Here is a 13,424-nt window from a genome sequence, read left to right as displayed (position 1 = left end):
CGGCAAGCGCCGCTGCGCGCTGATCTCCCCCACCTCACTATTTTACATCGGCGGGGCTAAAGGGCGATTTCGCAAGCAAAGCTTTGCATTCGCGATTTGAAGCACAAGAAACGTCATTTCGAGAAGACAAGCTTTAGGAATGCCATGAGATGTCGCATCACGCGCCGCCGCAAGTCCCTGGCCATTTCTTCATCCGGCCGCGCCGACGTGCTCATGATGCATTCGGAGTCGAGCGGGATTGGACCGACTCCGGGAATTCGAAATCACTAGGTCAATGCGCGATTTCTCTCGCAGCGCCAAGTTTGGCGAATAAGGTGCCCCGAAGCACGCAAGGAGGGTGTATTGAGGCCCGCTGAGCACGCGGCACTCGACTATGCCATATAAGCGGCGCTGGAAGGAGCGCATCAAGGAAAATTGACAGCGACCAGATGCTGGCGTTGTCAGACCACCTGCAATTCGTTGTAGCGGTTCCCGGCGTGTAGAAACACTTCCTCGAACATGCCCGGGCATGTTCGAGGAAGCCGCCATTACAGGCCGTTGTTGGCTACTTCAAGGCATCTTTACCCGCTTTCGCGATGAAGTCTGCGACAAAGGAAGGGTGGGACACCATCGACATGTGACTGGATTTGATGGTCCCGGTTTTAGCTCCAATATGGTCGGCGAGCCATTTTTGCACCGGCGTGGGAACTGCGTTGTCGCCCTGGGTAACGAGATACCAGGTGGGCCTGTTCTGCCAAGCAGCTTGCTGGACCTTTTCCCCGAAACTCTTGGCTGCTATCGGCTGCTCGGCAGCCGCCAGAAGAGCAACTCGCTTCGCAGCGACGTCGCCGGCCATGACGTGGGCGTAGGCCATTGGATCGTCCAGCCAGATAAGACCGTTGGCATCCGGCGCCATGCCGTCCATGGGCGCATTGCGCTTCTGAAGCAATTCCGCGACCGATTCGCTGCTGTCGGGAACAAGCGCGGACAGATAGACGATGCCCTTTACATTTGGGGCATTGCCGGCCTCGGTCACGACGGCGCCAGCCCATGAATGACCGACGAGCAGTACGTCACCCTTCTGTCGCTCCAGAACGCGGCGTGTCGCGGCAACGTCATCGGCAAGCGATGTCAAAGGGTTCTGCACGGCAGTGACGTGATAGCCCTTGGCTTCCAGTAACGGGATGATGTCCGACCAACTCGATCCGTCCGCAAAGGCGCCATGCACCAGCACGATGTTTCGAACATGCGATGTGTCGGCAGCCCGTGCGGTGATCGGCAAAAGCATGACCGCGATGGTCAATGCCAGGGCCAGGACACCGCCTACTATGCTTCTCAGCAGTTGGCCGCCTCTCGACCTTCCTTGGGTCTCGACAATCTCTGGATATGCACTTGCTGTAGGCATAAACGATCCTTCCTTGGGTCCGCGCTACGCGGATTGGTCGGTGGGAGAAAACTCTATGGCTTGGGGAATCAGCCGGCGGTCTCGTAAAGGATGAAGCTCATATCCGCTGCCTCGTCGCGCAACGGCACGATGGCCTGGTATTCCGGTGACGCGAACCAGTCCTTGGCGGCCTTTACGTCGGCAAAGCGGATAATCCCGAGGCCAGGAGCGGTGTCGGCACCCGCAAGGACCTCATGCAACTTGCCACGATGGATAAATTCGCCTCCAAAAGCGGCGATCGTGGGCGCGGAGGCAGCCGAGTACTGAGCCAGCTTATCACCTGCCTTCGGGCGAACCTGGACAAGAACGAGTGCAGTCATTTTCATCTCCTGATGTGAAAATCATTCATAGACGTTCGGCCGATATGGCATTCCAGCTGTTTTGTCCACATATGTACAAAACACAAGATCGAGAGGTGGGAGTTGGCACGACCCAGCAAGTTTGACCGCAACGAGGCACTGGACATCGCCACGGAGGCGATCAGGACCGGCGGGTACGAACAGGCCTCGGTAAAGGCTCTGTCCGAGCGTCTCGGCATCTCCCGATCGAGTTTTTACAATGCGTTCGGATCACGCGAGGCGTTTTTCGCGGAAATCATCGCCCGCTATTCTTTGACGGCACCGGACGCGCCTTTGTATGGCGAGGTCAAAGGCCCCGTCTTGCCTGTCTTGCATGAGGTCGTGCGCAACATTTGTCGTGTTCGCACAGCCGATCCGGAAGGACGCGGATGCATCATTGTAAATTCCATCAGCGAGCTTTGCCCGTCCACGGATGGACCAGCGCCTATGCTCGCCAGGTTGGCCGCCGGTTCGACCAGCCGTATCGAAGAACTGATGACTGCCGCCCGTGAACATGGTGAAATCGACGGCAATGCCGATGTACGTGTATTGGCGCTGGCGCTGCAAAACCTGATGATCGGTTTGAATGTTCTCTCGAAAGTCGTCCGGGACGAGGACGATCTATGGCTGCTCAGCGAAACGACGCTTCGGGGACTGGGATTGCTCCCGCCAAAAACCTGAACTGGCTGCTGTTGGCGAGCCAAGCTTCACAAAGTCAGCGAACCACTATCGTTGGAGCCCGTAGCGTAGCCGTCCTCGATCCGGGCGGTCAGCAGCGGCAATTCGTGGCCGAGGAAATCGAGTAGGGCGCGGACGGCCGGCACAAGTCCGCGCCGGGACGGGAATATGGCGTGGAGTTGATGCGCGGGCAAAGTGTGGTCGGCCAACAGCCTGACCAGTCGGCCTCTGCGGACCGCATCACCACACAGGTTGCGTGGCAGTTGAGCGATGCCCATTCCCGCCAGAGCGGCCTGGCCGAGCATATGGATATCATCCGTGGCCAAGATCGGGACATATTCGATGTCGATGGCTTGCCCATCGGGCGCCGTGATGTGCCACAGGCTTCGTTCGCCTCTCACCCCCGCCGGACCAAGCCCTCGCTGAAGTCTAAGTGATTGGAGCGCATTGAAAGGTCCACAAGATGAAACGAACTCGGGGCTCGCCACGAGCCACTGCTCGCTGGTTCCCAACCGCCTGATCATCAACTGGGAATCATCGATGGTCGAGCGAACCCGCAAGGCAATGTCAAAGCCTTCCGCGATAACATCGACTCGCCTGTTTGTAAGCTCGAGGTCGACCCTTACAGCGGGATGGGCCCGCATGAACTTCCAAAGGACGGGCGCAACGAAAATATGAGCAATGCCAACCGGGCAGCTTACCCGCAGGCGCCCCGCCGGCGCCTCGCCGGCGTGATCGGCCACCTCGAAGGCCATGCGTGCGGCATCGATCATTTCATTGCAGTGCTTGAGGAATTCCTGCCCCACGGATGTGAGATTGACCGAGCGGGTCGATCGCTGCAGCAGCCGAACGCCGATGCGGGCCTCCAGGGCTGCAATGCGTCGGCTGATGCGCGACTTGGGTATGCCCAGGGCAAGGGCCGCCGACGAAAAGCTGCCGTGACGCGCCACCGAGGCGAACATCGTCAATTCGTTGAGGTCTTCCACCTTCGATCTCCGGGCATTTGATTGTCTCATCAGTAGAACAATCTGTGCCATTTACCCCGCTGGCGCAACACCGACGGGCGAGCATAAGTATGGCTCACACACTTCAACGGAGCCAATGTGTCATGCAAATCCTTCATCTCGACTCGAGCATCCTGAGAGACGGGTCCGCCTCTCGCACACTCACCAAAGCCATCGTGACGAACTTGCTCAACCAGCATCCCGGCGCGCGGGTGACGTATCATGACCTGGTGGAGGAGGCGATCCCGCACTTGGACGGACCGATCGGGGCGGGTTTCAGACCGCTCGCTTTCAACGTAGCCGATGAGGCGACGCGCCGAGAGCACGCGCGATCGGATCAACTGGTGAACGAGCTGATCGCCAGCGATGTGCTTGTCGTCGGCGCGCCGATGTACAACTTCTCGGTTGCCAGCCAGCTGAAGGCCTGGCTCGATCGCGTCATCCAGCCCGGTAAAACCTTCCGGTACACCGATACGGGGCCGATTGGTCTCGTTGGCGGCAAAAAGGTCGTGATCGTTTCGACCCGCGGAGGTTCCTATCTTTCCGGCCCCATGGCCCCCATGGACTTCCAGGAGGGCTACCTCAAGACGGCTTTCGGCTTCATGGGCATCAAGGATCTCGATTTCATCCGCGCGGAAAACATGTCGCGCGGCGAGGATGCCCGAAGGAGTTCCATGGATGGTGCTCTCAAGGCCGTATCTCCGCTTGTGACCAAGATAGCGGCCTAAAGGACTTCGCAACCCTCATCGATGCAACCAACTCCTGGAAATCCTGACTGGTGGGCGAAGCAATGCCGCCAGCAACGCGGAGACAGATCCATGTTCATTCTCAACAGACGAAATCTTCTGGCACTCGGTGCAGCCGGCACCGCAACGGCGATGGCAGGCAGGCTTTCGCTCGCTGCTGCCGCCGACACAAAGGTGTTCACGGCCGATGAAGCAGGCGTGATGGTCGACAGCACCGTCATCGTCGGCGAGAAATCGGCAATCGTCGTCGATGCGCAGTTCACGGTAGCCAATGCCAAGGCGCTTGCCGATGTCATCCAGGCGACCGGGAAAAAGGTCACCACCATCCTGATCACCCACTACCATCCGGACCATCTTCTCGGCCTGTCGGTGTTGCTGGATCGCTTCCCGGACGCAAAGCCTGTCACCCATCCGGCAGTGCTTGGGATGATCAACAAAGCGTCCGCACCGACCCTGAAGGCCCTGGCCGCACAGGCGCCGAAGGGCGTTTTCCCGGACAAGCTCATCGTGCCCGATGCCTTGACCAAGGATCATCTGCTGCTGGAAGGCGAGCGCATCGAAATCCTGGACCCCATGCATGGCGACACGGAATTCGTGACACCCGTCCACATTCCCTCGCTGAACACCCTCATCGCGGCCGATGTCGGATACACCGACACGCATCTCTGGCTGGAAGAAAACACAAGCCCTGACCAGATCGGCAAGTGGCGCGACAGCACGAGAAAACTGGAGGCCATCGGTGCGAAAACCGTCATTCCGGGCCATCGCAAGCCGGATAGCCGTTCAGACGCGTCGATATTTGCCTATACACGATCCTATCTCGACAGCTGGGAAAAGGCCTTGGCGGTAAGCAAATCCGCCGACGAGCTGAAAGCCGCACTTCTCAAGGACCACCCTGATGCGGGGTTCGGATTTGCGCTTGAGCGTTCGGTCGCTGCGATGTACAGGAAATAGCGCGTCCTATTGCCTCGTCCTAATGATTTTGGATTCCCCGCCCTGCAAAGTAAGCGGACGTCCGTCGTCGAAAGTTCGACGAGTCGCCAGCCGTGATCCCTTGAACCTCATATCTGCACCGAGCGGCCAGTCCTGGCCGCTTCGCGTGCGGCCACGGCAAATTTCAAGGATTGCAAACCGTCGTGGCCTGTCACCGTTGGCGAGCCTTTGCCGGCCATGGCTGCATTGAAGTCGCGGACAACCTTGTCGTAGGCGTTCACATGATCGATCTGCTCTTCGACCTGTTCGCCATTCCTGCGCACAAACACACGTCCGCCACCACGCTGGAGCAGAACGTCGTCCGCAAACACGGAACCCTTGGTGCCAAAGAGCTCAACCGTCGTTCTAGCGTGATCGATGGCAAAGCTCTCGGTGATCTGAACAATGGTGCCGGTCTTCATTCGCGCGACGATCGCGACCGTATCCTCGACTTCCTTCGACGTTATTCCATTGTTGGCTGTCATCGCGACGACCTCCTGCGCTTCCGTACCCAGGATGTAGTGCAAAAGGTCTGCGTCATGCACGGTAAGGTCGAAGAACACGCCCGCTCCGGCGGTCACGGAATCTGTTCTCCAGCCGCGATTGGCGACCGGAAGCAGCACACCGAACGTCATGCGGGCCGCGACCAGCGTGCCCAGCTCCCCATTCTTCACCAAGTCGTGGAGCCTGATGTGGGTCGCCATGTTACGCAGATGGTGATTAATACCTAAAACGCGCTTGTGCGTTTCGGCGGCCGAAATCATGGCTTCCGCCTCGGCGACCGTCATTGCCATCGGCTTTTCGCCGAGCACATGTTTGCCAGCCACGATTGCCGCAATCGCGTCGGGAGCATGCTTCTCATTGGTGTTGCTTATGTAGACGGCGTCGACATCCGAGCGAAGCAGCGCTTCGATTGTGTCGTAGACTTGGGGGATACCGTTTCGCTCCGCGTAGGCGCGTCCACGGGCCGTGTCGGAGGAGAACACTGCAGCGACCTCACTGTTCGGATCGCCGTTGATGGCCGGTATCAGCCACTCCTCCGCAATCCGGCTGGCGCCGATCAATCCCCATTTGTAAATTTTGCTCATCGATTTCTTCCTGCTGGAATTCATGGTCATAGAGGGGATCCACGCTGACACCGGAGAGCGTCCGGACTGCAGAATGGAGAGAAAACTCCGGTCGCGGTCAGCCGATCCGGCTGCCGGTTTGCCTGTCGAAGGCGACTAGTTTCGTGGTGTTCAGGCGCAGCCGGGTCGGGCCAAGTCCGAGGATCGAACCGGCACGCAGCCGCGCCGTCAGCTCGGCGCCGGCGAATTTGAAGATGATGACGTCGTCTGAACCAGTGGGCTCGATCAACTCGATGACGACGTCGATATCGACATCGTTCTCGCCAGGGCTTCCCGCAACGGTGGAGAAGTTCTCGGGGCGGATGCCAAAGGTGCAGGCAGGGGCCGCTCGCGAAAGAGGCGTGGCCAACGCCGCGGGCACCGGTATCCTGTCCGGTGCGTCGCCAAACCTTGCCGTCAGGCTGCTGCCGGACTTGACCACGCTGCCATCAATCAGGTTTATGCGCGGCGCGCCGATAAAGGTAGCGACAAATGTGTTGGCGGGCCTGTCATATACCTCGTTGGGCGTCCCGACCTGCTGGAGCGCGCCTTTGTCCAGAATTGCAATGCGCGTTGCCAGCGTCATCGCTTCGATTTGGTCATGGGTGACGTAGACGGTGGTCTTGCCCATCCGCTGATGCAGCTTCTTCAATTCAGTTCGCATCTCCACCCGGAGCAGCGCGTCGAGATTGGAAAGAGGTTCATCGAACAGGAAGATGCTGGGTTCGCGGACAAGGGCACGCCCGATGGCAACGCGCTGACGCTGTCCCCCCGACAACTGCGACGGTTTGCGGTCCAGCAGGTGCTCGATTTGCAAAAGCTTGGCGACCCCCTGTACGGCCTCCGCACGTTTCTCGCTGGACACTTTCCGCATTTCCAGCGGGAACGAGATGTTCTGTCGCACGGTCATCGATGGATAGAGCGCATAGGACTGAAACACCATTGCGATGTCGCGGTGCTGGCAGGGCAAATCATTGATCACCCTATCATTCAGTTTGATCTCGCCCGAGGTAACTCCATGAAGACCTGCTATCGCATGCAGCAATGTGGACTTGCCGCAGCCGGAAGGGCCAAGCAGGACGAGAAACTCGCCGGAATCTATTTCCAGGTTGATGTCCTTCAGCACCGCCAGGTTCGGGCCATAGAATTTGTTGATCTGGTTGAGGGCGAGGGATGACATCGACATACCTTGTGTACGGGCAACTGGCCCTGTGAACGGGTGGCAACGACAAAACAAAGGCTTCGCACTCCGCTTGGAGCACGGTTCGGGTATGGCAGCCGATTGGACCAGAATTCGAGGGTGACGCTTGCGGCCGAGAGCGGGATTAGCTGTCAGGCCCTCCCATCTTGTTGATCAGAACGGTCGGTCCGGATCTCTTCCAGTCGAGAACGGCATCGAAGCCCAGCAGTCTGCGCCGGGACAAGGTCAAATGGTTGAACATCGCCTCGTAAGCCAGAAGCGGCTCTTTGGCTGCGATAGCATCGACGATCGGTGCATGTTCGACGCGAACCACTTCCAGCCGGGTCTGGGTCGCGGCGTTCGTGAACTGACCAATCAACCGCATGCCGAAAACGATCTGCTTGTGCAGCATGGACATTGTGCTGGCGTACATGGAGTTCTGCGAAGCCTGCGCGACCGCGATATGAAAATCCAGGTCGAGATCGCCAAAGGCCTCATCGCTCATGCCTTCCTCGAAAGCATTGTGTGCCGCGATGATGACATCCATGTCCTCGTCACGGCGGCGAAGGGCAGCCACGGCCGCCGCGTCGCATTCGATCGTGAGCCGGAACTCGAATGCATGGATCAGATCGGCGACGTTCTCGATGGGGCGGAAACCTTTTGTAGGCGCTTCGGAGCCATTCAGGACGAAACTGCCTGAACCCCGCTTCGAGTTGATAATGCCTTCATTGCGCAGCCGGATAAGGGCTTCGCGTACCACCGGCCGGGACACCCCATGCTGTTCGGCAAGCTCCATCTCGGTCGGGATGCGCGTTCCCTCGGACCATTGCCCGCTGTCGACGAGTTGCCTCATCGTCTCGTAGAGTCGTTCCGAAAGTTTCGTCCTTTGGGCGTAAGCCATCCCAGTGCCTCATTACATATTTGTAAATCTACACGTCATTTGTCAGATTTCAAGCTTGATTTGTGCTTTAAAGTCAGACATTGTCATTTTTGTTCGATGTTGAGCGTGGTGTGAGTCCTCCCTCTGCACCAGCTTGCAGAAAACCGCCCGTCGGCACGCATTGCCAGAGGCCTGACCTGGAGAATCTGCGTTTGGCACAGCATTGTGCAGGGCGGGGGGCACTCGCTCGTGCACGAATGCCAGGCAATCCTGAGTCGGGACGAGGCAATGGCCGGCGGGCGCATTCGTGTTGCCGCAACCGCGACTGCGATTCGACGCGAATACGGTCAACATGAGGACTTTCCCTGATGAACCTGCTGCAATCGCTTTATGACGAGGTATTTGGGACGACCCCGCACTGGATTTATCACGCGTGGCTGATGTTCACGATCTGGATCGTGCTGGTGCCGGCCGTCCTGCTGCTGACGCGTTTTGGCAAACCGGCGCCGTCGCTGATCGGCATCCCGAAAGGAAGCCCGAGGCTTGGTCGTAAGCTTTTCTGGTTCACCATGCACCGCGTCGGCTTGTCGGTGCTTGCCATGGCCAGCATTGTCGGTGGTGTTATCGCCGTTGCTGCCAGCGGAGGTTTCAGCGCCACCCTTCACTCCGTATTCGGCATCGCGACAGTGGTCTTTGGCGTTTTGCAGATCGTCAGCGCCTGGTTCCGCGGCTCGCACGGCGTCCGTAATCCGGCAGCTTCAGCGACTAACGAGCCTCCTGCTCCGCACGGCGATCACTATGACATGACGGCACGACGGCGTTGGTTTGAAGCCTATCACAAGACGGCCGGCTGGCTGACGATTGCGTGCGCGTTGGCCGCGGTCGCCACTGGGCTTTCACAATTTTGGGTGCATGGCGTAGGAGTGGTTCTGGCGCTTCTTGCCGTGCTCTACACACTGATCGCTGTCGTCCTTGAGGCGCGCGGTTATCGCCACGACACCTATATGTCGAATTTCGGCACGGGCGCACATCACCCATTCAACGAGAAAAGAATAGAAGAAATGTCTCGGAGATAGCCGTGGCTATCGTCGTTTGCCGGTTTGGTCAGCACGACCTGCCGGCTACGGAACATGAAACGGAAGACTGCCCGTTTTCAGTTGTCGAGCTGGTTGATGCGATCGGCCTCAATTCTGGCGCTGTCGCGTTCGCCGGCCGGGCCATATCCACCGCCGCCGGGTGTCTGGACGACAAGCGTATCGCCTGCTGGTACGAGTTGCTTGCCCTTGCCGCGCAGCCGCGGTCCCGATTTCAGCCCAACATAGCCTGCGCCGCCCTGTTCGCCACCAAACCGCCCTCGCGCCATGTGTTCGATCCGATCAAGTGCGGCATAGATGTAGAACGGATGGTTGTCGCGGTGGCCGATCTCGATGGTCTGGCCGAGCCCGCCCCGGAAGCGGCCCTGTCCGCCGCTTCCGGCGCGCAATTCCTTGCGCCAGAACACCAGCGGCGTCATGGTCTCCAATATCTCGATCGGCACGCCCGAAACGCCGCTCGGAAAGGCGGTGGCGCTTAGCCCGTCGTCATTGGGGCGGGCGCCGGTTCCCCCTGTCTGGACCGACAGTGCCGAGAACCTCGCAGTGTGCCCGATGCCTTGGGTCAAGCAGGCGTCATGTGCGTCCTCGAGGATGAGGTTCCAGAGCGAGGATGCACCCTCGGCCAGCACCTTGTCAGGTACGATCTGAGCCAGGCAGCCGTAGACGACGTCCGGAAGCATTTGGCCGATCACATGCCGTGAAGAGACCGGGGCAGGGCGCTGCGCGTTGACGATCGTGTCTTTTGGCGCGGTGACCTCTACCACCGACAGCGACCCCGAATTGTTGGGCACCTGGGGAAAGAGCGCGCAGGCGATCGCGTATGTGGAATAGGCTTGTGCGTAGCTCAACGGCACGTTTATGCCACGTGCCGAAAGGCCCGAGGTGCCCGTGAAGTCAATTTTGATCAAATCGTTGGAAATGGTTGTCGAGGCAACCAAAGCAACCGGTTTGTCGTAACCGTCGATCATCATTTCCGCAGTGGTTGTTCCGGCCGGCAGGCCCGCGATCGCCGCAATGGCTGCTTCGCGTGAGCGGCTGACGATCTGGTCGCAGAGCGGCGTGAGATCGCCCAGCGGAAATTCGCGCAACATCTCGCGCAAACGGCCCACCCCGATCGCATTGCAGGCGGCAAGGGACATGAGGTCGCCTTCCATTTCGGCGGGATAGCGCGAATTGCTTCGCGCAAGCGTTATCAACGTTTCGTCGCGCTTCCCCTCGGCGATCATCTTCATGGGAGGAACATAAAATCCCTCCTCGAAGACGTCACGGCCGTCAGGTCCGAAGCCGATGCCGCCCACATCCATGAAGTGGCAGGTGGAAGCGAATAGTCCCACCATCGACCCTGCAAAGAAAGCTGGCGTGACGGCGACGAAGTCATGCAAATGGCCGGTGCCAAGCCATGGGTCGTTGGTAATGTAGACGTCGCCATCCTTCATGGACGACGCGGGAAACCGCGCCAGGAAGTGACGAACCGATGCTGCCATTGTGTTGACGTGGCCTGGCGTACCGGTCACCGCCTGCGCGATCATCCGCCCATCCGGGTGAAAGAAGCCGGCGGATAGATCTCCGGACTCTCGCACGATTGGGCAGAAGGCTGTGCGCCGGAGCGCCTGGGCCTGTTCCTCGACGACCGCGATCAAGCGATTCCACATGATCTGGAATTCGATCTCCTCGATAGCGGGCATCGGCCGGTCAGTCTGTTGCATGGAAGTCTCCATTATTCCGCGGCCGCCGCGACGCCGATGGCGGTGTTGGTAAGTTCAAGATGACCCAGCCGGTCGATCGCCACTTCAAAATGCGCAGGCACGACCGTGTTGGTCTCGGGTTCTGTGATGACCGCGGGGCCGGCGATGGAATGGCCGCTGCAAAGATTGGCGCGCAGATAGACCGGCGCCTTGACCGATTTGCCGTCGAAATCGACAAAATCCGTCCAGCCGCTCGGCTTTGGTTTGGCGCTCATTGGTCGAACTTCCTTCACAGTCTCACGCAAAGGCTGGTGCGCCGTCGCGGTGACCGCCCAGGTCAGAATCTCGATTGCGTGATTCTCGAGGAAGCGTCCAAACACTGCGCTGTAGTGCTCTTCAAAACGCTGGCGCAGCTTGGTGGGATCGATGTTGGCCGATGTATCGAGCGGCAGGTCGACTTCCAGCTCGTGGCCCTGACCGACATAGCGCAGAAATGCCGACGTGCGTATTTCGACCGGGCGCCCGTTTGCCGCCGGCTCGACAACGGACATGGATTCGGCTTGCATTTGCAAGATGAGGTCGTGGATGACGCCGTCGTTCACGTCGGCAAGACGACTGTGGCGGCTTCGCACGATCTCATAGGCCAGCGGCGCCTCCAGGAAACCGATGGCTGATCCGACGCCCGCGCCTATCGGCACGATGACCTTTTCCAGGCCGAGCTTACGGGCAAGCTGGGCTGCATGCATCGGCGCAGCACCACCGAATGCGATCATGGCGCGCTTGCGCAGGTCCTTGCCGTGCTCCGCCGCGTGCACGCGGCTGGCGTTCGACATGTTTTCCTCGACGATGGCTGCCACGGCCGAGGCTGCGACCACCGATTTTAGGGACAACGGAGAGCCGACATGGTCGCCCAGCGCCTTTTCAGAGAGGTCGCGGCGCAGGCCGACCTTACCGCCGGCGAAATTCGTGGCGTCGATGCGGCCAAGAACCAGATCGGCGTCCGTGACCGTGGGGCGATTGCCGCCGCGGTTGTAGCAAGCCGGACCTGGTTCCGACGACGCACTTTCCGGCCCCACGGTCAGGCGACCAAGGCTGTCGACTTGGGCAATGGAACCGCCGCCGGCGCCGATTTCGACCATTTCGATGACCGGAATGCGAACCGGAAGGCCGCTGCCTCTCAGGAACCGTTCGGTGCGGTCGACCTCGAAGCTGCGGGACTTGAGGGGTGTGCCGTTGTCGATCAGGCAAAGCTTTGCGGTGGTGCCGCCCATGTCGAAGGACACGATTTCCTTCAGACCGCAGTCGCCGGCGATCTTGGAAGCAAGAATGGCGCCGCCGGCGGGGCCTGATTCAACAAGGCGTATCGGGAATGCTGCCGCTTGGTCGACGGTCGTCAGCCCGCCGCCCGACGTCATCAGCAGCAGGGGAGCGCGCAGCCCACGACGGGCAAGTTCCGTCTTGAGACGGCCGAGATAGCCGGCCATGATCGGGCGGATATAGGCGTTGGCCACAGTGGTCGAGGTGCGCTCATACTCCCGAACTTCCGGACAGACTTCGCAGGACAGCGAGAAAGTCACGTCCGGCAAGGCTGCCGACAGGACTTCCCGGACCTTGAGCTCGTGTGCCGGGTTCGCGTATGCGTGGATGAACGAGATGGCAACACTTTCGATGCCTGCGGTTTTGAGTGTTTTGCCGAGTTCTGCCACCTGATCCTCAGGCAACGGTTTCAGTACCGAACCATCGGCGGCGACACGCTCTCCTATGACGAACCGGTGTTTCCTGCCGACAAGGGGCTGAGGCTTCTTGATAAAAATATCGTATTGGTCGTGGCGACTTTCAGAGCCGATCTCGATCGTATCGCGAAAGCCGTCGGTGGTCACAAGCGCAGTGTTCGCCCCGCGCCGTTCGATGATGGCGTTCGTCGCCAACGTCGTGCCGTGCAGGAAGAGATCGAGATCTGCGAATGACAGGCCTTTCTGCCCCAGGAGACTTTCAACTCCTTCCAGCACCGCTTCCTCAGGTGCCCGCTTCGTCGTCAGCACTTTAGTGGAAGAGCGTTCGCCGGCTATTTCCAGCACGACATCTGTGAAGGTACCGCCGATGTCGACGGACACACGGTTCATTTGCGTGTTCATGGCCTACCTTGGGAACGGAGTTGAAGGTAGTTTGTCTGACTAAGATGGCTATGTCAATCCGGTATCTGCCCCGACGAGGACGTCGCCGTGGAAAGGCGAAAGTCCTTGTGCTTTTATGCTATTACATTGAAATCGTTCATATTATTCGAAAGCAGCGATATCTTGTAGCCAGAATTTTTTGCT

Annotated in this window: 12 protein-coding genes; 4 read left to right on the top strand and 8 right to left on the bottom strand. The window is 59.3% G+C overall.

What is annotated here, in order from left to right; translation table 11 throughout:
• Positions 1 to 544 precede the first annotated feature (544 nt).
• Together JG746_RS28450 and JG746_RS28445 are read right to left on the bottom strand one after the other, a co-directional pair.
• Positions 545 to 1,282 carry an alpha/beta fold hydrolase gene (locus tag JG746_RS28450; protein ID WP_244730499.1) on the bottom strand — a complete coding sequence of 246 codons (738 nt, stop codon included), beginning with the start codon at positions 1,280 to 1,282 and terminating at the stop codon, positions 545 to 547.
• 170 nt (positions 1,283 to 1,452) lie between these two features.
• Complete coding sequence (locus JG746_RS28445; RefSeq protein ID WP_202355747.1) at positions 1,453 to 1,743, bottom strand: DUF1330 domain-containing protein; 291 nt, start codon at positions 1,741 to 1,743, stop codon at positions 1,453 to 1,455.
• Between the two features lie 102 nt (positions 1,744 to 1,845).
• Between JG746_RS28445 and JG746_RS28440 the strand changes: the two genes are divergently transcribed.
• The gene (locus JG746_RS28440) at positions 1,846 to 2,442 is read left to right on the top strand and encodes a TetR/AcrR family transcriptional regulator (protein ID WP_202355746.1); all 597 of its coding nucleotides are present in this window, start codon (positions 1,846 to 1,848) and stop codon (positions 2,440 to 2,442) included.
• Positions 2,443 to 2,468: 26 nt separating this feature from the next.
• Here the strand turns inward: JG746_RS28440 and JG746_RS28435 are convergent, their stop codons facing one another.
• Positions 2,469 to 3,425 (bottom strand): LysR family transcriptional regulator, encoded by a 957-nt coding sequence (locus JG746_RS28435; protein WP_202355745.1) that lies wholly within the window; start codon positions 3,423 to 3,425, stop codon positions 2,469 to 2,471.
• A 122-nt stretch (positions 3,426 to 3,547) separates the two neighbouring features.
• Here JG746_RS28435 and JG746_RS28430 point away from each other — a divergent pair, with 122 nt between their 5' ends.
• Both JG746_RS28430 and JG746_RS28425 read left to right on the top strand, forming a co-directional pair.
• A complete protein-coding gene (locus JG746_RS28430) occupies positions 3,548 to 4,171 on the top strand; it encodes an FMN-dependent NADH-azoreductase (protein ID WP_202355744.1) in 624 nt (207 codons plus the stop codon).
• Between the two features lie 90 nt (positions 4,172 to 4,261).
• Positions 4,262 to 5,143, top strand: coding sequence for an MBL fold metallo-hydrolase (locus JG746_RS28425; RefSeq protein WP_202355743.1), 882 nt, complete (start codon positions 4,262 to 4,264; stop codon positions 5,141 to 5,143).
• Between the two features lie 107 nt (positions 5,144 to 5,250).
• On the opposite strand, the gene JG746_RS28420 is transcribed toward JG746_RS28425, so the two are convergent.
• The 3 genes from JG746_RS28420 to JG746_RS28410 form a co-directional block, all read right to left on the bottom strand.
• Complete coding sequence (locus tag JG746_RS28420) at positions 5,251 to 6,249, bottom strand: Gfo/Idh/MocA family protein (protein ID WP_202355742.1); 999 nt, start codon at positions 6,247 to 6,249, stop codon at positions 5,251 to 5,253.
• Positions 6,250 to 6,346: 97 nt separating this feature from the next.
• Entirely contained in the window at positions 6,347 to 7,447 is a 1,101-nt protein-coding gene (locus JG746_RS28415; protein ID WP_202355741.1) for an ABC transporter ATP-binding protein, read from the bottom strand.
• 145 nt (positions 7,448 to 7,592) lie between these two features.
• The gene (locus JG746_RS28410) at positions 7,593 to 8,348 is read right to left on the bottom strand and encodes a FadR/GntR family transcriptional regulator (protein WP_202355740.1); all 756 of its coding nucleotides are present in this window, start codon (positions 8,346 to 8,348) and stop codon (positions 7,593 to 7,595) included.
• A 347-nt stretch (positions 8,349 to 8,695) separates the two neighbouring features.
• On the opposite strand from JG746_RS28410, the gene JG746_RS28405 reads away from it, so the two are divergent.
• Positions 8,696 to 9,403, top strand: a complete 708-nt coding sequence (locus JG746_RS28405) for a cytochrome b561 domain-containing protein (RefSeq protein WP_202355739.1) — start codon at positions 8,696 to 8,698, stop codon at positions 9,401 to 9,403.
• A 77-nt stretch (positions 9,404 to 9,480) separates the two neighbouring features.
• Here JG746_RS28405 and JG746_RS28400 read toward each other — a convergent pair whose 3' ends face one another.
• Complete coding sequence (locus JG746_RS28400; protein ID WP_244730498.1) at positions 9,481 to 11,139, bottom strand: hydantoinase B/oxoprolinase family protein; 1,659 nt, start codon at positions 11,137 to 11,139, stop codon at positions 9,481 to 9,483.
• Entirely contained in the window at positions 11,139 to 13,229 is a 2,091-nt protein-coding gene (locus JG746_RS28395) for a hydantoinase/oxoprolinase family protein (RefSeq protein ID WP_244730497.1), read from the bottom strand. The genes JG746_RS28400 and JG746_RS28395 overlap by 1 nt, the downstream gene beginning before the upstream one ends.
• Positions 13,230 to 13,424: the final 195 nt, after the last annotated feature.

Origin of the sequence: Mesorhizobium sp. 113-3-3 (assembly GCF_016756495.1) — a bacterium.
Lineage (GTDB): Bacteria > Pseudomonadota > Alphaproteobacteria > Rhizobiales > Rhizobiaceae > Mesorhizobium.
Note: the sequence above shows the minus strand (reverse complement) of the source record. Positions and strands in the feature narration are given on the sequence as shown.